The 19,855-nt window shown below is 54.0% G+C and carries 22 protein-coding genes; 13 read left to right on the top strand and 9 right to left on the bottom strand.

The genetic code is table 11. The features are described from left to right. Positions 1-969 (bottom strand): hypothetical protein, encoded by a 969-nt coding sequence (locus AU511_RS01290; protein ID WP_094108520.1) that lies wholly within the window; start codon positions 967-969, stop codon positions 1-3. 347 nt (positions 970-1,316) lie between these two features. Between AU511_RS01290 and AU511_RS17370 the strand changes: the two genes are divergently transcribed. Beyond that, positions 1,317-1,490, top strand: coding sequence for a hypothetical protein (locus AU511_RS17370; RefSeq protein ID WP_162896351.1), 174 nt, complete (start codon positions 1,317-1,319; stop codon positions 1,488-1,490). A gap of 572 nt (positions 1,491-2,062) precedes the next feature. Here AU511_RS17370 and AU511_RS01285 read toward each other — a convergent pair. Together AU511_RS01285 and AU511_RS01280 are read right to left on the bottom strand one after the other, a co-directional pair. Next, positions 2,063-2,695, bottom strand: coding sequence for a Vat family streptogramin A O-acetyltransferase (locus AU511_RS01285; protein ID WP_094108519.1), 633 nt, complete (start codon positions 2,693-2,695; stop codon positions 2,063-2,065). A gap of 194 nt (positions 2,696-2,889) precedes the next feature. Further along, entirely contained in the window at positions 2,890-3,603 is a 714-nt protein-coding gene (locus tag AU511_RS01280) for a helix-turn-helix transcriptional regulator (protein WP_094108518.1), read from the bottom strand. Between the two features lie 60 nt (positions 3,604-3,663). On the opposite strand from AU511_RS01280, the gene AU511_RS01275 reads away from it, so the two are divergent. Next, positions 3,664-4,026, top strand: coding sequence for a VOC family protein (locus AU511_RS01275; protein ID WP_094108517.1), 363 nt, complete (start codon positions 3,664-3,666; stop codon positions 4,024-4,026). A gap of 197 nt (positions 4,027-4,223) precedes the next feature. On the opposite strand, the gene AU511_RS17580 is transcribed toward AU511_RS01275, so the two are convergent. From AU511_RS17580 to AU511_RS01265, 3 genes are all read right to left on the bottom strand, one after another. After that, entirely contained in the window at positions 4,224-4,520 is a 297-nt protein-coding gene (locus AU511_RS17580; protein ID WP_240503734.1) for an MDR/zinc-dependent alcohol dehydrogenase-like family protein, read from the bottom strand. 29 nt (positions 4,521-4,549) lie between these two features. Then, positions 4,550-5,224, bottom strand: a complete 675-nt coding sequence (locus AU511_RS01270; RefSeq protein ID WP_240503733.1) for an alcohol dehydrogenase catalytic domain-containing protein — start codon at positions 5,222-5,224, stop codon at positions 4,550-4,552. Between the two features lie 1,228 nt (positions 5,225-6,452). After that, on the bottom strand, positions 6,453-7,310 hold the full coding sequence (locus AU511_RS01265; RefSeq protein ID WP_094101136.1) for an SDR family oxidoreductase: 858 nt from the start codon (positions 7,308-7,310) through the stop codon (positions 6,453-6,455). 158 nt (positions 7,311-7,468) lie between these two features. Here AU511_RS01265 and AU511_RS01260 point away from each other — a divergent pair, with 158 nt between their 5' ends. Continuing rightward, positions 7,469-7,855 (top strand): winged helix-turn-helix transcriptional regulator, encoded by a 387-nt coding sequence (locus AU511_RS01260; protein WP_094108516.1) that lies wholly within the window; start codon positions 7,469-7,471, stop codon positions 7,853-7,855. A gap of 109 nt (positions 7,856-7,964) precedes the next feature. Here the strand turns inward: AU511_RS01260 and AU511_RS01255 are convergent, their stop codons facing one another. Then, a complete protein-coding gene (locus AU511_RS01255) occupies positions 7,965-8,402 on the bottom strand; it encodes a hypothetical protein (RefSeq protein WP_094101138.1) in 438 nt (145 codons plus the stop codon). A gap of 873 nt (positions 8,403-9,275) precedes the next feature. On the opposite strand from AU511_RS01255, the gene umuD reads away from it, so the two are divergent. Beyond that, on the top strand, positions 9,276-9,704 hold the full coding sequence (umuD, locus tag AU511_RS01250) for a translesion error-prone DNA polymerase V autoproteolytic subunit (RefSeq protein WP_094101177.1): 429 nt from the start codon (positions 9,276-9,278) through the stop codon (positions 9,702-9,704). Positions 9,705-9,706: 2 nt separating this feature from the next. Further along, entirely contained in the window at positions 9,707-10,975 is a 1,269-nt protein-coding gene (gene umuC / locus AU511_RS01245; protein ID WP_094108515.1) for a translesion error-prone DNA polymerase V subunit UmuC, read from the top strand. Positions 10,976-10,998: 23 nt separating this feature from the next. Here umuC and AU511_RS01240 read toward each other — a convergent pair whose 3' ends face one another. Next, entirely contained in the window at positions 10,999-11,814 is an 816-nt protein-coding gene (locus AU511_RS01240) for a Cof-type HAD-IIB family hydrolase (protein WP_094108514.1), read from the bottom strand. Positions 11,815-12,136: 322 nt separating this feature from the next. Here AU511_RS01240 and yghX point away from each other — a divergent pair, with 322 nt between their 5' ends. Then, positions 12,137-13,024, top strand: coding sequence for a YghX family hydrolase (gene yghX / locus AU511_RS01235; protein ID WP_094101142.1), 888 nt, complete (start codon positions 12,137-12,139; stop codon positions 13,022-13,024). On the opposite strand, the gene AU511_RS01230 is transcribed toward yghX, so the two are convergent. Further along, entirely contained in the window at positions 13,012-13,983 is a 972-nt protein-coding gene (locus AU511_RS01230; protein ID WP_094108513.1) for a LysR family transcriptional regulator, read from the bottom strand. The two genes, yghX and AU511_RS01230, sit on opposite strands and share 13 nt — an antisense overlap. A 358-nt stretch (positions 13,984-14,341) precedes the next feature. Between AU511_RS01230 and AU511_RS01225 the strand changes: the two genes are divergently transcribed. From AU511_RS01225 to AU511_RS01195, 7 genes are all read left to right on the top strand, one after another. Continuing rightward, positions 14,342-15,838, top strand: coding sequence for a UbiD family decarboxylase (locus tag AU511_RS01225; protein ID WP_094101144.1), 1,497 nt, complete (start codon positions 14,342-14,344; stop codon positions 15,836-15,838). Positions 15,839-15,847: 9 nt separating this feature from the next. Then, on the top strand, positions 15,848-16,432 hold the full coding sequence (locus AU511_RS01220; RefSeq protein WP_094108512.1) for a UbiX family flavin prenyltransferase: 585 nt from the start codon (positions 15,848-15,850) through the stop codon (positions 16,430-16,432). Between the two features lie 43 nt (positions 16,433-16,475). Further along, positions 16,476-17,192, top strand: coding sequence for a DUF554 domain-containing protein (locus AU511_RS01215; protein WP_094108511.1), 717 nt, complete (start codon positions 16,476-16,478; stop codon positions 17,190-17,192). A gap of 56 nt (positions 17,193-17,248) precedes the next feature. Next, positions 17,249-17,680: a pyridoxamine 5'-phosphate oxidase family protein gene (locus tag AU511_RS01210; RefSeq protein ID WP_094108510.1), complete on the top strand. Its 432-nt coding sequence runs from the start codon at positions 17,249-17,251 to the stop codon at positions 17,678-17,680. A 57-nt stretch (positions 17,681-17,737) separates the two neighbouring features. Beyond that, positions 17,738-18,301: an isopentenyl-diphosphate Delta-isomerase gene (gene idi / locus AU511_RS01205; RefSeq protein WP_094108509.1), complete on the top strand. Its 564-nt coding sequence runs from the start codon at positions 17,738-17,740 to the stop codon at positions 18,299-18,301. A 238-nt stretch (positions 18,302-18,539) separates the two neighbouring features. Further along, complete coding sequence (locus tag AU511_RS01200; RefSeq protein WP_094101149.1) at positions 18,540-19,073, top strand: PadR family transcriptional regulator; 534 nt, start codon at positions 18,540-18,542, stop codon at positions 19,071-19,073. Positions 19,074-19,120: 47 nt separating this feature from the next. Next, positions 19,121-19,771, top strand: coding sequence for an O-methyltransferase (locus AU511_RS01195; protein ID WP_094108508.1), 651 nt, complete (start codon positions 19,121-19,123; stop codon positions 19,769-19,771). Positions 19,772-19,855 lie beyond the last annotated feature (84 nt).

Below are 19,855 nucleotides of genomic sequence, written 5' to 3'. Positions count from 1 at the left end.
TTACTCCTGAATTTTTTTATCTATATTGGATGAGAACAGATAGTCGAACAATGTGGTCGGTTTATCAGTGCTCACGTTCTCAGATTCGTTTGCATTTAAATAATAGTCCAGCAACGTTGTGACGGTCTGAGACTGAATATCACTAATGGATAATCCTTCATCCTGCAAAACATTGTTACCTTCTAGACGAAAACCGTGCTTTTTACCGGTCTCTGTAACATAAAAAACGCCATCTTTACTGACAACATCCGGTTCATCAGTTTTAAACGTCACTTCGCTGGCGGTATTCACAACGTAGTTATTCTGTCCCTGACTAACATAAGTGGTGAAATCAGGGGTCCGGCCCAGTCCATTAGAAGTTGTCTTACTCGCAGAATTGTTAACTACCGATTCCAGATAATCAAAATTTGCGACATGGTCAAACGAATAGCCGGAGTTGAGCTCAAACTTCAGGAATCCGGGATCAAGAACGGAGCTGGAAAGATTACCACTGTTCAGGATACGGGAGGCAGTCTCGGAATCCTTAGCAGTGAAATCAATAGTTTGCTTACGCCCGCTCACATCGTATGTATTCCCCGTATTGTAATTACCGGATACGCTACCGAACTTTCTGTACTTACCTAAGTCACGTGCTAAATCATCAACATAGAGCAAATCAGTTCCCTGATCCTTTGCCTGCGCATAAAGGTCTGATAATACATTGCGATCATCTAGGGTCAGGAAGTTTACTGCATCCATGTCCTGTGTTTCAGTGGTTAACTGGGTTTGTACTACAGGGAGAGCGTTTGTGTTTCCATACAGGCGGGTCATCATCAGTCCCAGTCCACTTATCGTAGACTGTGCTGATGAGTTTGATTGAGCTGTCGTGGTGCTGCTTCCAGTGGCAGGCTGGGAGCTGGTCTTTTTAGACGCGTTACCAGATGTATCCTGTACATAGCTATAAACATTGGTTGAGGTGTTGACGTTCATAGTTTGATTCTCTCCAGCCTGGATAGAAGTTATGGGTGTTTAGTAATTAATAGCTGTAGGTATAAGTGACACTTTCCTGGCGCGAAGGCTTAAGCGATGCACCTCGTGCACCAGTCGTGGTGTGGTTAATACGTAATCTAGCTCCGTTACCGAACGGGAAGCTATTAAAATCTGTGGTGGTCGCCGTTGACCCACTGGTTACCGCTTTACACAGTGATGGAGTTGTTGCATACGGGCGGTAATAGCACAGCTCAACAGTATCAGTCGTTGCAGCAGGGTATGCCGCGATAGTGTATGCGATGCTGGTTAGGGTTTTGGTTTTTGTAAGAGCACCCGACGGAAAATCTATGGAAACCAGACCAAATGCAGTGGCTGCTGGCAAGCCGCTTCCATCAGAGAGAACAGTGATCTATCTTGCGGTCTCTGTTTTCACGATAGAGTTTGTGGCGGCTAAAGCCGGAAGTGAAGCTAGCATTGCTGCAACCAGTAGGGAAAGAGAAGCTAACTGCTTGTTCATTTAAATCTCCTGAAATGAAGAGCTCTTTAGTCATTAAAGAACGGACTTGTGGTGGTCACTCCTTTGCGGCACACCGCCTGCATTACCCAGTCGCTTCACAGCTGAGCGTATGGAGTGCCAACTGTGCTTAGGCAGTTTTGCCAACTCACAGCAGATCCAACACGTAAGATATAATTAACGGTATCAGTTTCGAAATCTTTAGAAAAAATGATGTAAAGGCAAAGATAACTTACGTTAAGTTGAAAGGATGATGTCTTATCTGAGAAGAAAGGCAGGCTTCGGGTACTGTATTTAAAGCGCTATGTCCAGTATTTTTGTTCCTCTACAGGGGCTTGTTACCTATACCACCGTACATTAGGGCTTATCGTTCGAGTGATTAGTGATGACTTGTAGATGCCGTATGGTCAGTGACACTTCAGCGAATGAGATGCCTGGTGGCGAAGGAGGGAGCAGTTCAGTCGATTGTGCTCTCCATAGTCAGCAATGTCCGCTCCTGGCACATAGCAGCCAAAATAAAGGGCACATGGTGAACTTCAAAAGGAGCCGACGTTATTCTCTCGCTCATGCCAGCTCAGATTACTCGGACGTACGAAGCGCTTTAATGTCATTAGACATTATTGCCGTGAGGTGCCTAGTGATCTTTTCTACAGACCAGTCCCACCACGCTAATTGCTCCAGCTCAGCGACTATTTCATCTGAAAATCGTTTCTTAATCACTTTTGCAGGATTACCACCAACAATGGTATATGCGGGCACGTCTGTAGTGACAACAGCCATAGAGGAAATAATAGCGCCATCGCCAATCTTCACACCCGGCATGATAAGCGCTTTGTACCCTATCCAGACATCGTTCCCGATAATCGTATCGCCTTTGTACGGTAAATCTTCAGGCTGTGGCGTAGCCTTTTCCCAACCATTCCCAAAAATATAAAACGGGAAGGAAGAGAAACCCGATAATTTGTGATTTGCACCATTCATGATGAATTGAACGCCTTTTGCGATTGCGCAAAACTTACCGATAATCAGCTTGTCGCCGATGAAAGGAAAGTGGTAGAGAACATTGCGTTCAAAATCCTCGGAGTCTTCTGGATCATCGTAATAGGTGAAATCACCAATAATAATATTTGGATTGGTCACCGTATTTTTGATGAAACAAACCTGCGGAAATCCCTGCATGGGATGCTTATTTGTTGGATCTGGTCCTTGCACTCGCCCTCCGACTCAAATTGTTTAACTGGCTTCTGATTAAGGTCAGCTAATCAGACCACTCTATGCGATTTTTCAGCATCCCCAGTGACATCTGATCTTCTCCCTAAAAATAGTTCCCAAAGGCTACCATGATCAAAAATAGACTTTCTGTTTAAGTCAGATAAACGTTCTGTCGTTTGGAGTTGCACCTCAGCTCAGCCCATTTCATCAAGAATATCTCGCTTTGCGATACGCCACATGCTGAGTAACTTTTGCCGAGAATAAGGATAACCCGCATCAAGAAGTTTAAAAGAACGTAATTGTTCCACATTGAAATGACGAAAATCATCACGCATTTCACACCAGGCTGCGAGGATAACTTCGCCTGAAAAGTAACCCAATGCAAAAGGCCATAGAATTCTTTCAGTATCATTACCCAAACGGTCTTTATAGCGCGCTTGGACTTTTAATCTTCTCCTGATAGCACTTCGCAGCGGAATCATATTCTGATGGCCTTTTTTAATGGATTCGGCCTTTCCAACCAGCAACGTCGAGTTTTCGAATATAGCGTGCAGTTGCGGCGGTATGCTTTGTATGACTTTCCCGGCAACCTCCGAGGCAGCGTTTGCAATATCCGCATCACCATAAACAGAGACCCAGCGCAGGCCTAACGCCAGCGCATCCAGTTGCTCAGGCGTGAACATCATGGGTGGTAAAAGGTAACCCGAAGAGAGGATATATCCTGTGCCCGCTTCCCCTTGAATATCGGCTCCCTGCGAACGTAGCGATGCAATATCACGATAAAGTGTGCGAAGGCTGACTGAAAGTTCTTCAGCTAGTCTGCTGCCACTGACTGGATAGCGATGTCGATGCAGAATTTGCAAGAGACTCAATAGGCGCTCGGCGCGCTTGGGTCCGGATACTGACATAAATTGTCATTGCTCCCTGCCATAGTGATGTCTCTGTGAGATTAAGGAGACGTACTCGCAATGATACCTAATTTGTTTATTCTTTATGTTTCTAACCCGCCGATAAGCAGCAAGTTTTATCAAAAATTATTTGATAAAGAGCCAGACGTGGTGCTTCCCTCCTGGGCTGCTTTCTCTTTCGACAATGGCCTTAACCTGGGATTGTGGTCAACAAACGCGCATGATTTTGCATCATGTGGAGAGGGTAACCGAACGGAAATCAGTTTTATGGTTGAAAACATCCAGGTGGTCGATGAGCTATACCAGCGATGGATGACCTTAGGCGTTCAAATTGAACAGGAACCCAAACAGGCGGTATTCGGTAAAACATTTGTGGCACTTGACCCCGACGGGCATCGCCTCAGAGTCTGTATTCCAGATTGATAAGATGAAGAGGCTCAGATCTCCCCCTTTGCGCCGAACAGCGCGCTTTACCCCACTTACAACGTAAAGCGCGTGATTTGAGAGATTCAGCGTCAGCGATCTGTTGCTGACGCTCAGGGGGGGAATCGGTCATGCCGTCGATGTTCACTGAACTCAACACAATGGCTGACTAGGTCTATCTTTTCCTCAGTACAGGATCATACCCGCACCAGCGGCTTGCCGGAAAATGCGCGGTGGCGCAGTTCGTCCAGCAACAGCGGCAGTTCGGAGAAATCGCGGACCACTCGGGCTTCCGGCTGCAATCGTTCTTCCGCCAGGTCGATCAACAGCAGTTCGCCCGCGGCCGTCAGCCGCGCCCAGGCCGCTTCGTCACCGAATTGATGCAGCGCGCCCAGCGCCACCTCATGCAGGGAGATTGCCCGCCCAAACGGGGCGCATGGCCAGTTCGCAACGCGATCCTGAATGCAGACCAGATGACCGTTCGCTTGCAGCATCGGGGACAAGCGCTCGGCATGGTCGGCGCTTACGCTGTCGATGATGGCAAAGAAGCCGCATTCTCACTCGTCCAGTCGGGATCGTCCGCCAGCTCGCTTGCGACGCAATCCTGCGCGCCCAGCGTCCGCAGCCGTTCCCAGTGGCGGGCATGGCTCATGGCGGTCACGTTGAATCCATAGGCGGCGGCCAACTGCACCAGATAGTGCCCGACGGCTCCGCCCGCGCCGCTAATCAATACCCGCTGACCCGCCTGCGGCGGCAGTTTATCCAGCGCCAGCCATGCGGTGAGCGCCGGACATGGCACGCTGGCCGCAATGGCGAAATCTAAAAGCTTCGGCAGGCGCAGCAGTGCGCGCATATCAACGGGCGCGTACTCGGCAAAGCTGCCGGGAGACTGCAAATTCTGGTGATAGGCGACACGCTGGCCCAGCCAACGCTCGGAGACGTCCTCGCCCACCGCCACCACCACGCCCGCACCGTCGACACCCGGCACTTTTCCGGGCTGCCAACGCAGACTGTCCGCCCCCAACACCTTCCAGTCCACCGGGTTCAGGCCAATCACGATGTTGCGCACCAACACCTGGTCGGCGGCCGGCGGCGGCAAGGGAATGTGTTCAAGTTTCAGATCGTGGGGATCCGTGCCGTGATGCCAGGTCCATGCCCGGTAGGTTTCAGGAAGCACTTCGCGCTGTTTATCCGTCATCTTTCTTTTCCATGATATAAGGTCTTGTCGTAGCCGAGGGGTCAATGCCCTCCCCAATTCAATAACGATGAGATGTCAGTTTCATTTATTGCCAGCGCCGCTCACTGCGTCGCCCCCGACGTCTTCTGCGGCGACGGCCACACTCAGGCGCATCAACGCTGTGCACATTACTGCGCAATATCCGTTGTTCAAAGGGGGACGACATTGACTCGCCTCCTCGTCCAGCCCATCTGTAATGCTCCTATGCATATCCACCACCAATGAACAAAGTGATAACGTTAGTTGGCTATGAGACAGCGAAATTCCACAGACGTTGCGTTAGCCCTCTAGCCTATCCTGCGCGGCACCGCAAAACCGGGCGGCGGCGTTCTCCGTGCCTCCGCGACCACACATAAGGCTGTTCGTTTCTGTTCACAATAGGGGTCTGGCCGCTGGGGGGAGGCGCTCGTCGTTAGTGGTCTGGCCGATTGACAGTCGATAGCGACTTGATTAAGGGTGTGAACCGAGGGAAACGCGAGGATCTATTGCGGGTAGGATACGGCGCTCGAGAACATTTTCTATCCTTTTGATATATATAGCTATATAGACATTTATATTACGTCTGTGCCATCCTGATTTTCATGACTCAGATCACCCTTTTACCGGACAATAGCCGCCGACATAGCAATACCGATCTGAGTCTTTATTTTTTATTCAATTTATTCAGTCAGATATTATCGCCCCCGCGATTCTGGCTCACCCTCCCCGCGCCCTGAACGTCAGGGAAAAGCGGCAAACTCGCCCCCCGACCTTAAGCGAAACGTGGCAAAGCCTCCTCACTGTGGCTTGACAGTGGCGCTGTGTCAGCGCATAAATATACCGTACTGTACGGTATATTTATGCGCGCACTCACATTAAGGCATTCATTTAATGAAGGAGAGTTTATGAAAGGGGTCATGCTATTAAGCTGCATCGCGTCGGTATTGATGTTGACCGGCTGTGTCTCGCTATTTTAAGCGAACGTGCTGCTGCGTTCGTTCCCATCCACGTTGACTAAACGCACTGGAGATTCGATGAAAGGTCTTTTCTGGTTGAGCGGCACGGCTGCCGTGTTGATGCTGACGGGCTGTATTGCGCTCGGCACCCACATTTAATGACACCCAGATTGAGTGAGGTCATGCGCCGCGGCGAGTGCCGTAGTGATTGATGCGACCCCGCGCTTCTCCACGGGAAGGCGGGGTCATTTTTATTACAACGACGCCAGCGTGTCGGCGATCACTTTTTGGTACGACGTCGTCGGGCGTCCTAACAGTCGGCTCAGCGTTTTGCTGTCATCAAACAGCGCGCCTTTGGCGGCACCCGCGTCGGAGTCAGCCAGCACATCGGCCAAACCTTCCGGTAAGCCTGCGCCCTTAAGCGCGTTCGCAAAATCGGCGACCGGCAGATTGACATAACCCATCGTTTTTCCAGACTGACTTGAAATTTCCGCCGCAAACTCCGCCAGCGTATAGCTGTCGTCGCCAGCCAGTTCATAGACTTTTCCCGCCTGATCGTCGCTCAGCAACACGACCGCCGCCGCCTGTGCGTAATCCGCACGCGTCGCCGATGCAATGCGTCCTTCTCCTGCCGAGCCGATGTAGGCGTCATGCGCCAAAGCCGGGGCAATGCTGGCGGCATGGTTTTCGGTATACCAGCCGTTGCGCAGCAAGACGAAAGGCATGCCGGATGCCTTCAGCACAGCTTCCGTCTGGCGGTGCTCTTCACCCAGCATCAGCGGCGAGGTATCCGCACGTAGCAGGCTGGTATAGGCAATCAGTCCAACTTCCGCAACTTTGGCGGCGTCAATCACCGCACGATGCTGAGCAGTACGCAGGCCCACTTCACTGGAGGAGATCAGCAGCAGTTTGTCCACGCCCTGAAATGCCGTGGCCAGCGTGGACGGCTGATTGTAATCCGCCTGGCGCACAAGCACGCCGCGATCGGCCAGGTCCTGCGCTTTCGATGGGTTGCGAACCGCCGCGACAATCTGATCCGCCGGAACTCTTTTCAGCAAGGCTTCAATGACAAGACGACCTAACTGACCTGTTGCACCTGTGACTGCAATCATCATGACCTCCGTTTAAGGTGTAGCCACGCGGGATTCCCGCCATGCCTACACAGCATAGAATTGACATGCACTTCGTAGACCAGGAGGACTATAATGGACACACTCTCTTTTGGTAAGTACTTACCTTTGGTAAGTTTAAACTTTTAGCAGGAAACGTGATGTACCCCCAAAGAATCCCTGACCCCGGCGCCAATCATCAAGAAATTCGCTACGGAAACTTGCTGGACGCCAACTGCCCTTCGCGGGATGTGTTGCAACATATTGCCAGCCGCTGGGGCATTCTGGTGCTGATCGCCTTGGACGAAGAAACACTGCGATTCAGCGAGCTGCGCAGGAAAATTAGCGGGATTAGCGAAAAGATGCTGGCTCAGACGCTGCAGATGTTTGAGCAGGATGGATTCGTGCACCGTAACATGCTGCCCGTCGTTCCGCCGCATACGGAGTACTCGCTCACGCCGCTCGGGCGCGAGGTCTACGAGCGCGTTATTCACTTGGCGGATTGGATTGAGCTGAACTTGCCAAAAATCATGCAGACCGGGCAGTAGCGCTTCACCGCGACGGCTTCTCGTCAGATGGGGACGCCGCCAAAAAGGTAAAGGGAAGGAAAAACAGCGAAGGCGCTACCCCCGGTCCGCCGGTAGCGCCGTTCAGAGATTACTGCGCCGCGCCCTGCTGCAGATAATCCGTCAGGAAGTACTGCGCATTGCCGGACTGTGACAGCGTCTCGTCATAGCCGACCCCAATCTCCTGCGCTTCGCCCGGCAGGTACAGTTCCCCATAACCGCTGCGAATAATCAGTGCGACGAATTTTTTCCCGTCGACCTGCGTCGAGTAACGCGTATCTTTGCTGGTTTTCTCAACGTCCATCTTCTGGATACGCATTTTCCAGTCGTGATCGATGCCATCGATCTGCACCAACGCCTGATTGGCGGCACGTTCGCCATAGCGCAGCGTCCACACCTTAACGCCCTGTTGGCCGCTGTAAGCCACCACTTGATCGCCGACCGGCGGACGCGGAGCCTCCGTGGCGGCACTCACCGCCGTCGTCATAAAAAATCCCAGAATCAACGCTATCCACTGTATTTTTCTCATGTTTTTTCCTCTATTTAGCGGCGTACGCCTGCCTTGGTGCGCGGGATTGTTCCATTTATCAGTGGGATGTTCAATGACGCAACGCGGGGAAACGAATAATAAGTCTGCGATATTTCACTCTCTCATCTAATACCCATGATATTCGCTGCCCCCTTAATTTCTTGCGCCTTAAACCAAGCGAACGTCTCTGTATCCAGATTGAAAGACAGGATGCCGTTTTTATTTAAGGAGAGAAAAGCAATAAAAAGACCTTTTTAACAGCCTAGTCATTCACATAAGAGACAATCAACTCACTGTAATAGTTAATTACGCTGCATAGTCTCAAGGAATAATACATAGGAGGCTCATGTTAAAGATGCACATCAATTAACGATCTGGTCTTGATGTCTTTATTGATGAGACCGGGAAAAACCTCGGAAAACCCCAAGGGAAAACATTCAAAAATGGTGAAAATCACCGCCAAAAATCGATAAAAACCGCGATACAGCCCCTCTAACACGCTAAGGACAACACACCAAAACGGCAATATCGTCATTAATCTATTGCTAATAGAATAAGCGGATTGGTTTTGTTTTCATCGCCAGCGGTCGCCGCGGTTTGATTAAAAAACAATGAACAAACTTATTTATCGCGCTTATAGAGCGACAATAAAACAACGCCTCCGCTTCGCCATCCACTTAGCAGGATCATATAACCTGTTGGTTAATACACCGCCGGTGATGATATACCTGACTCCTCGTCCGCCATTGAAATAAAAAAGTCTTTTTAAATCAGCACGGCATCAACTCGACGTCGATTAAAGAAAAAGGAATATCTACACAAGCCGTATGAGGTGTGATTATACTGTATAAAAAACCAGTTAAAGAGGCTTTCATGCGTTCATACCGTTTGCTCCTTCCGCGGTTGGATTCCCCTAAAATCGTTCTTCCCCTATTCAGCGACCATTGCGCAGCCGGCTTTCCTTCTCCGGCACAGGACTACGTCGAAAAATCGCTGGATTTGAACGAACTCCTGATCAAACACCCCAGCGCAACCTATTTTGTGCGCGCCAGCGGCGAATCTATGGTTGATATCGGCATCCATGACGGCGATCTGCTGGTCGTCGACCGGTCAATCAAGGCCTCTCATGGGGATGTGATCATCGCGGCGATCGACGGTGAGTTCACCGTGAAGACGCTGGCGCTGAAACCCCGGCTGGCGCTGCTGCCCATGAACCCGGCCTACGCCCCGCTCTATCCCGACCCCAACGCGCTGGAGATCTTCGGCGTAGTGGCCCACATCATTCATAGTTTGCAGAGGTAATTATGTTTGCGCTGGCCGACGTCAATTCGTTTTACGCCTCGTGCGAAACCGTGTTTCGCCCTGACCTGAAGGGCAAGCCGGTGGTGGTGCTATCCAATAACGACGGCTGCGTGATCGCGCGTAACGCGGAAGCCAAGCGGCTGGGGATTCCGATGGCGATGCCCTATTTTAAGATGCGGCAGTGGCTACAGGAACAGCAGGTGTCCGTCTTCACCTCAAACTATGCGCTCTACGCCGATCTCAGCGCCAGAGTCATGGCCACGCTGGAAGCGCTGGCACCGCGCGTCGAGATCTACAGCATCGATGAAGCGTGGATGGACATCACGGGCATTGATGTCGCCTTGTCGTTTGAACAGTTCGGGCGGCAGGTCAGAGAAGCGGTTTATGCCGCCACGGGCCTGACCGTCGGCGTGGGAATGGCGAAAACCAAAACGCTAGCCAAGCTGTGCAACCACGCCGCCAAGCGCTATCCGGCGACCGGCGGCATCGTGGCGCTCACCCACCCGATCCGGCTGCAAAAGCTTATGTCGCTCACCCCCGTGGAGGATGTCTGGGGCGTCGGCAGAAGAACGACCCGCAGGCTGCACACGCTGGGTATCACCACCGCGCTCGATCTGGCGCGCGCGCCGACGTCGTTTATCCGCAAGCACTTCAGCGTGGTGATGGAGCGCACCGTCCGCGAACTGCGCGGCGACCCCTGCATCGAATTTGAGGAGGAGGCGCCGACGAAGGAGCAGATCGTCTGCAGCCGCTCTTTCGGCGTTCGCATCACCCGGTTGGAGGATATGCATCAGGCCGTTTGCCGCTATGCGGAACGCGCCGCGGAAAAGCTGCGCGCAGAGAAGCAGCTCTGCCGTCAGGTCGCTATCTTCATCCGTTCGTCACCCCACGCGCATAATGAAATTTACTACGCCAACAGCGCCAGCGAACAGCTGCTGTCGGGCACGCAAGATACGCGGGATATCATGGCCGCCGCCGTGCGCGGTCTGGAAAGAATCTGGAAGGAAGGGCCGCGCTACATGAAGGCGGGCGTCATGCTCAACGATTTTTCGCCGCTGCACCGCACCCAGTTGCATCTCTTTGATGACAATCCGCCCCGGCCCAACAGCACGGCGCTGATGAACGTTATTGATAAAATTAACCACGAAGGATCGAGCAAAGTCTGGTTTGCCGGTCAGGGCATCTCCCCGACATGGCAGATGAAAAGAGAGATGCTGTCGCCCGCCTATACAACGCGCTGGAATGAACTGCCCGTCGCCAAAATCGCCTGACGGGCCTCTTCACAAGGAAGTGATTAGCGTAGATCGAACGGCGCGCTGCGGGTTAAGACCCGATCGATGACGTTAAGCGCCCCTTCCTGATCGTTGCTTTCGGTATGATATTTCGCCATTTCACGGATTTTTGGCTGAGCATTCGCCATTGCCACGCCGAAGCCCGCCTGCCTGAGCATTTCTTCATCGTTGCCGCTGTCGCCTATCGCCACCACCTCGTCGTTGTCGATCTGCCACCGTTTTTGTAGCAGCGCAATCCCGTGAGCCTTGTGCACGCCGGGGATGATCAGATCGACAAAGCCGAATCCGCTGGACACCGGTTTGACGATGCCGTCGAGCGCATGGCCGATATGCGCCATCAGGTCCGGTATCTGGTCGTCGGGTACGCTCAGCGAGAATTTAAAGATCGTGTCCGTCAGCCCGTCAAAATCGTCGCACTGCTCGATGCGGTAATAGTGTTTGGCAATCAGCTGAAGGAAGTCGTCGGTGGACGATGCGTAAACATAGGCGCTGTCTTTACCGCACACCACGAACTGGATGTAGGGGATGGCGGACAGCACCTCAATCACCTTGCGCACATCCGCAGGAGCAAGCTCGCCGCAAAAGATCGGCTCCCCGGCAGTGACGACATAGGCGCCGTTTTCCGCCACAAAAGCGATTTCATGACTCATGTCTGGAAAGAAAGAGAGGAGCTGGTAGTACTGATTACCACTGGCGACCACGAACTGAATACCTGCCTGTTTCAGCTGTGCGTACTGTTTGAAAAATCGGGCCTGATTGAACTGCTTGTCGTGATTAAGAAACGTACCGTCCATATCAACTGCAATCATTTTGATCATACATCTCGTCCCCGGATAAAAAGGTATTACTGCGGGTTTAGTCTATACAAAAGCCCTCTACAAGCAATCAGCCAGACACATGGCGGAACGGGACGCGACGGCCTATGACGCGCAAAATTCACGCTACCGTTTGATGAACAAGCTTTGCAAATCTTTACACCTTGTTAACCGGGGTCCGCCTCGCTCCGCCGCTGCTGACAGCCCCGCAGGTGGCGGGTTCTCAGGCCAGTCTCCCCCACCCATCGACCGCTGTCGGCATGCTCGACATCGGTTAACCTTCTGTTAAATTAAAGATCAAAATAGGGACAATAGGAGCAAGCGTATGGCCCGTCTTACCGCAAAAGATTTCCCCCCGGAGTTGCTTGAACTCTATGACTATTATGCGCATGGCAAAATCACCAAGCGTCAGTTCCTCGAAAAAGCCGCAAAATATGCCGTCGGCGGTCTGACAGCGGTGGCGTTGCTCGGTTTGATGAGCCCCAACTACGCGCTGGCGCAGCAGGTGGAGTTCACCGACCCGACGATCGTTCCGTCCTACATCACCTACCCATCGCCCAATGGCCACGGCAGCGTGCGCGCCTATCTGGTGGTTCCGGCGGGAGCGAAAGGCAAGCTGCCGGCGGTGGTGGTCGCGCATGAAAACCGGGGGCTGAATCCTTATATCGAAGACGTGGCACGGCGCGTCGCCAAGGCAGGTTTTATCGCGCTGGCTCCGGACGGACTCAGCTCCGTCGGCGGTTATCCCGGTAACGACGATAAAGGACGCGAACTCCAGCAGCAGGTCGACCCGACCAAGCTGATGAACGACTTCTTCGCCGCCGTCGAATTCCTGCTACAGGACGAGCGCACGACCGGCAAGGTGGGGATCACCGGCTTCTGCTACGGGGGAGGCGTGGCCAATGCCGCCGCCGTGGCTTATCCGGAGCTGGCCGCGGCCGTCCCTTTCTACGGTCGTCAGCCGAAAGTGGAGGACGTCCCTCGTATCAAAGCGCCGCTGCTGATCCACTATGCCGAGCTGGATACGCGCATCAACGCGGGCTGGCCTGCCTATGAAGCGGCGCTCAAGGCAAATAACAAAACCTATGAGGGCTACATCTACCCTGGCGTCAATCATGGTTTCCATAACGACTCCACGCCGCGTTACGACAAGGCGGCGGCCGACCTGGCCTGGGAGAGAACCCTCACTTGGTTCCGCCGCTATCTGGTCTGATTTTCCGCCGACGTCGGCAATACGGCGTCGGCGCACCCTTCCCAACCGATTTCCTCGCCCGGCGGCTCGCTGGGCGTAAGCGGATAGCCATCCTGAATAATCTCAAGCTGTTCCTGCATATAAGGCGTCGCGGACATCTTGACCATCGCGGGGAAAAAGACCTGCGGCGAAGGGAAAACATCGATGATGTGACAGTGCTGCAGCCGGTCGCCGTCAACTTCCGACGAGGGCAGCAGCGTCGCGGCCTCCAGGCCGGACTCCAGCAAATCCATAATGACGCCGGGCTGAGTCACATGCATGATGACGTCTGGATCGACGCCGCCTTTGCGAAAATGATCCAGCAGGCTCTCATAGGTACCGGGATCGCGCGCCCGATGTAATAACAGCAGCGGCCAGCGTCCCACATCCAGATAAGGGAAAGGCCCCTCCGGTTTTTCCGGCAGCAACGCCTGGTTGACGACCGCCACCAGCCTCACCGGGTTGAATGCCAAACAGTCGAAGCCTTTGCGATGATAAGGCTTCTGAATCAGCGCAATATCGATCAGCCCATCGTTAAGCGACTGTTCCAAATGACTGGAATCCGAAACGGAAATATTTAATATGACGTCGGGGTGACGTCGGTGTAATTCGAGAAACAGCGGTTTGAAATAACATTGAAATAGGTGCGACAGCCCAATGTTTAATACTTTATTTTCTTTATTGGCGATTGAGATCGTCTCTCGCGAGGTGTCATTAATCAGACGAAATATCTCGCAGGCTTTTTTATAAAGATAATAGCCCGCCTCCGTGGGTTCGATTCTTTTTGCCGTCCGTACAAAAAGGGAAACATTTAATTCCGCTTCGAGTTCATGAATGCGCTTGCTCAACGGCGGCTGCGCCATATTCAGCTGCCGGGCGGCTTGGCTGATGGAGCCCTCTTCTACCACCTTACAAAAATACTTCAATCTTTTCAGATCCATACCAGCCTCTTTATACGGACAGAATGAAAAAATGCTGTCAGCGAATTCAGTCTACCATGCAGGCAAACGTTCGAATGCGTCGCCGCGTCGCAGTTATCACGCCTATTTCGTCCGTATGAGGTCAAGTACGAATAATTGTTGCGCTCATGTTGCAAAATATTAAGTCGATTTATTTTTCATGCCGAGAATCTCGCAGGCATTTGAATCAGATCACTTATTTGAACGAAATAATAAAGACAACGGCGACATAGATCGCTTTGGTATGAGCGCTACGACTTAAATGGTATTTGTCGGGACGGTAATGCAGCCATATATTTTTCCTCAGCGAATAGATTACCTTTCTATAAGGAGCTTCATTATGTCTAACATTAATAATAAACCGGATAATCAAGTGTGCGATCTGCGCTCCGCGCTGGCGTTGCTAAACACGCTGCCGGGCGAGTTGGTCTCGACCGATGTCGAAGTCGATCCCCAGGCGGAACTCTCCGGCGTCTACCGTTACGTCGGCGCGGGCGGCACCTGCAGGCGCCCGACACGCAAAAACGGTCCGGTCATGATTTTCAACAACGTTAAGGGATTCGACGATATCAGCGTCGCCATCGGCCTGAATGGCTCTCGCCAACGCGTCGGCCATTTCTTGGGCTGCGAGCCGGAACGCCTGGGACACCTGCTGAAAGACTCCGTCCAGCATCCTATTCCGCCGGTCAAAACCGCTACCGACAAAGCCGTTTGTCAGGAGGTGGTGCATCTGGCGAGCGACGCCGGTTTTGACCTGCGCGCGCTGCTGCCCGCACCGACCAACACCGCCGAAGATGCCGGTCCTTACATCACGATGGGCCTGTGCTACGCCTCCGATCCCGATACCGGTGAGTCCGACATCACGATCCATCGCCTCTGCGTACAGAGCCGCGACGAGCTGTCCATGTGGCTGACGCCGGGCCGTCATATCGACGCTTTCCGCCAGAAAGCGGAGGCGGCGGGAAAACCGTTACCCATCTCCATCAGCATCGGCGTGGACCCGGCCATCGAGATCGCGGCCTGTTTTGAACCGCCGACAACCCCGCTCGGCTTTGACGAACTGAGCGTCGCCGGCGCGCTGCGCGGCCATGCCGTCGAGCTGGTAAAATGCAAGACCATCGACGAATATGCCATCGGACACGCTGAAATCGTCATTGAAGGCGAGCTGCTGCCCGATGTCCGCGTACGTGAAGATCAGAATACCAACACCGGCAAAGCCATGCCGGAATTCCCAGGCTATACCGGGGGAGCCAAACCCGCGCTGCCGGTGATTAAAGTGAAGGCCGTTACCCATCGTCATCGCCCGATCTGGCGGACCACCATCGGTCCCGGCGAGGAGCACGTCAATATGGCGGGCATCCCGACCGAAGCCAGCATTCTGGATATGGTCAACCGGGCGATGCCGGGCAAACTGCTCAATGTGTTCGCCCACTCTGCGGGCGGCGGCAAGCTGCTGGCCGTGATGCAGTTCAAGAAATCCGCGCCGGTGGACGAAGGGCGTCAACGTCAGGCAGCGCTGCTGGCTTTCTCGGCGTTCCCGGAACTGAAACATGTCATTCTGGTCGACGAAGACGTCGACATTTTCGACAGCGACGATGTCATGTGGGCGATGCAAACCCGCTATCAGGGCGACGTCGACACCGTTTTCATTCCCGGCGTACGCTGCCATCCGCTGGATCCGTCGCAGGTTCCCGAATACAGCCCGTCGATCTTGCAGGAAGGCATGTCCTGTAAAACCATTTTCGACTGTACCGTACCGTTCACCCTCAAAGCGCACTTCGAGCGCTCGACGTTCAAAGAGGTCGACGTTAAACGCTTCCTGCCAGACTTCGAATAAGGGGGAAACATGTCCACCCGACGGATTATCGTAGGCATTAGCGGCGCCTCGGGCTTTCAGTATGGCGTCAAAGCCCTCGAACTACTGCAAGGGCACGATCTGGAAGTCCATCTGGTGGTATCCGCTGGCGCAGAGAAAACCTGCGCCCTGGAAACCGACTGCAGGATGGAGGAGGTCGTCGCGCTGGCGGACGTGGTGCACGAATGTCAAAATCTGGGCGCCTCGATAGCCAGCGGATCTTTCAAGACACTGGGTATGCTGGTCGCGCCTTGCTCCATGCGCTCGCTGGCCGCCATTGCCCACAGTCTGACGGATAACCTGCTGACGCGCGCCGCAGACGTCGTACTGAAAGAGCGCCGCCGGCTGGTGCTGATGGCGCGAGAAACGCCCCTGAACCTGGGACATCTTCGCAACATGCAGCAGGTGACGGAAATGGGCGGCATTATCTTCCCACCCGTGCCCGCGCTATATCAGCGCCCCAAGACGCCGGATGACATCATCACCCACAGCGTGGGACGCGCGCTCGATTTGTTGGGGATTGAGGTCAAAACATTGCCCCGCTGGGGGGAAAGCTCAGCCAACACCAGACCGTAGGCAAACTACGGAACTCGCAAAAAACCATAACAAGGATAATAAAATGCTCATCGGACCTTATGTGAACGGAGCGGCCATCGTGATAGGCGGCCTGTTGGGCGCGCTGATAAGTACGCGGCTTCCAGTGCGGGTCAGAACCGCACTGCCCCTGACGTTCGGCCTCTGCTCCATGGGCCTTGGGATCATGCTTATCATCAAGGTAAAGTTCATGCCGGCCGTCGTGCTGGCCATGATCCTCGGCGCCATTCTCGGCGAGCTGCTGTACATCGAAAAGGGTATCGGTAAGGCGGCCGGCACCACTCGCGGGCTTATCGACCGCGTCTTCCCGGCGGTAGAGGGCGTCTCGCATACCGAGTTTACGGATAAATTCGTGGCGATCCTGGTCCTGTTCTGCGCCAGCGGCACCGGGATTTTCGGCGCGATGCACGAGGGCATGACCGGCGACCCGTCGATCCTGTATATCAAAACGGCGCTGGATCTGTTTACCTCGGCGATCTTCGCGACGCTGTTGGGGTATGCTGTCATCACCATCGCCGTTCCGCAGCTGCTCATCCAACTGGGATTGGCGATGCTGGCGGCCATGATCCTGCCGCTGACGACCCCCGACATGATGGCGGATTTCTCCGCCGCGGGCGGGCTGATCATGCTGGCCACCGGGTTAAGAATTTGCGGTATCAAGCCATTTCCCGTCGCCAACATGCTGCCGGGGCTGTTTCTGGTGATGCCGCTCTCCCATTTGTGGTCAACCTACGTCGCCTGATGTCAGGCACGCGGACCCGGTGCCGATAACCGGGTCCACACACTAAGAGGCAAAAGATGCAACCATTACCGGCTCCCGCCGCCGACTTTATCGCAAGCCACCACGTGCTATCGCTGACCACGCTGGACGAAGACGGACTGTGGAGCGCCAGCTGTTTCTATGCCTTCGACGCCGCCAATGCCGGTTTGATCCTTCTTTCCAGCAGTAGCACGCGGCACGGCGGCGCCATGGCGGCCGGGAGCCGGATCAGCGGCACCATCAGCGGTCAGCCCGAGAAAATTCGCGACATCCGCGGCATTCAATATTTGGCGACCGTCAGTAAGCTGGACGGGGCCGAACGCCGGGAGGCGCTCAGCCTTTACGTCGCCCGCCACCCCATTGCGCGCCTGAACCCCCTCACGGAAGTGTGGCGGCTGACGCTGCAGACGATAAAATTTACCGACAATGCTACCCTGTTCGGCGCGAAGGAACATTGGTCGCGAGAGTAACGACACCGCCGGCGTTTGGTCGCTGAACGCGGTAATTCATAAGCATTGAGGACCCCCATGACTACCCCACTGGAACACGTCGTATTGCTGGATGCCGACAGAAATCCCATCGGTACGATGGACAAAAGCGTGGTACATACCGATAAAACGCCCCTGCATTTGGCTTTTTCCAGCTATTTATTCTCACCCGCAGGCCAGTTTCTGACCACGCGCCGCGCGTTGTGCAAGAAAGCCTGGCCGGGCGTCTGGACGAATTCGGTCTGCGGTCATCCCCAATTGGATGAAAAAATGGAGGAGGCAGTCCGTCGCCGCTGCCGCTTTGAGCTGGGCGCGGACGTCGATCGGATCACGCTGGCGGACGACGAATTCAGCTACTGCGTCACCAGCGCCTCCGGCATTGTGGAAAACGAATATTGCCCGGTGTTTATGGCGGTGATCACCAGCGACTTGTCGCCGCGTGACGACGAAGTGCTCGACTATCACTGGGTCGATCTTCCCGACCTCATCGATGCCGCCGCCAAAACCCCGTGGGCATTCAGCCCGTGGATGGTGCAACAGCTCGCCATTCCCGCGTTACAACGTCGGCTCAGGTCGTTTGCCGCCGCGCTGACCGTACGCTAAAACTCGCTCGGCGACGGTCAGGCGGGGTCTCAAGCGACCTTCGCCGGCGAGTTAAACGCACATCACATCCCGCTAGTGCCGAGCCCCTGTCGGCGTATGGTCATAATCTGAAATAGAAAAAGACGCGCCGCTATCACTTCATTACGCCCTTCTGCCACGGACCGCGTTGACGGCTATTTTCGCCAAGATATATCTTAGACAGACAGCAGAAACGGAATGATTTTCACGCCTAACGACCATGAAAAAGTCACTGTCTCACGCCGATGCCCAGCCCGAAGAGATCGGCACCCAACCTCCACAGCGCGCTTCGCGACGCGCGAAGGTCTTCAATCGGCATGAACTGTTTCTGCTAATTTTATATTTGACCCGCATTAACCCGACACACGGCTACGAAATTATCCGTTCGGTAGAGGACTATTCACAGGGAGCTTACATCCCCAGTCCGGGGGTCATTTATCCCTTGTTATCAACGCTGGAGTCCGAAGGGCTGGCGGCAGGGCATGAAGAGAACGGTAAGAAGCAGTTCGCTATCACGCTGCGAGGCAGGAAATATCTTGATAAGCAAAATGATCATTTACTGACAACACTCGCCAAGTTGAAAGCGCTGGTTTTAACTCATAATCCCCGGCGGGTTCCGGATATTGATGATGCGATAGAAAATTTGAAGGCTTGTATAAGAAAAAAACTCCATCGTGGGAACCTGAATTCAGAACAAATTAAACACGTAAGGGATGCCATTGATGCCGCGGCACGGGCGATTGACGCACTTTGAGGTCACCGTGCCGCTTTTCACTCAATAACTGATACAGGCTTATACGTATGACATCGGAACCGACCAACCCCATCAATACGATCAGTGATACCAAAATCCTTGCCGTCATTGACAAACTGAACCGCGAACGGCGATTTCCCGCTAAAGGAACCTCGCCCGAAACCCTGGCCGACCACCCCACGGATTTCATCGAGTGTGGGTTTTCCATCCATCCCACACAAGGCGAGTTGATCTATCTCCTCTGCCGCTCTCTACGTGCGACGCGGGTGGTCGACTTCGCCACCTCCGTCGGGATGTCCGCGCTCTACTTCGCGGCGGCGCTCAAAGATAACGGCGGCGGCAAAGTCATCGGTTCGGAGCTGGTGCCGGAAAAAGCGGCCATCGCCCGACGGAATCTGACCGAAGCCGGACTGGCCGACTACGCGGATATCCGCGTCGGCGACGCCAGAGAAACGCTGCAAGACTTGGGCGGAGAAGTCGATTTCGCGCTGATCGATGGGTGGCCTTCTAAAAGCGGTACGTCGTTGGCGCGCGACGTCATCGCCCTCGTCGCGCCGCAGCTGCGAATTGGCGGCATGGTGCTTAACGACAACGCCGAGCCGGATTTTCTCGACTACATCCGCGCGCCGGAAAACGGTTTTATCTCCGTCAGCCTGCCAATCAAGGGCAACACGGAGCTGGCGCTGAAAGTGCGTTGACGACCACGGCGCCGGCACCGCGCCAACACTGAAAAAGGCTTCTCTTGTCACGACTTAACCAGTCACCGACTTTATCTCGCCGAA

The sequence above is a fragment of the Lonsdalea iberica genome, from assembly GCF_002111585.1.
Classification (GTDB): Bacteria; Pseudomonadota; Gammaproteobacteria; order Enterobacterales; family Enterobacteriaceae; genus Lonsdalea; species Lonsdalea iberica.
This window is presented reverse-complemented; position numbering and strand designations above follow the sequence as displayed.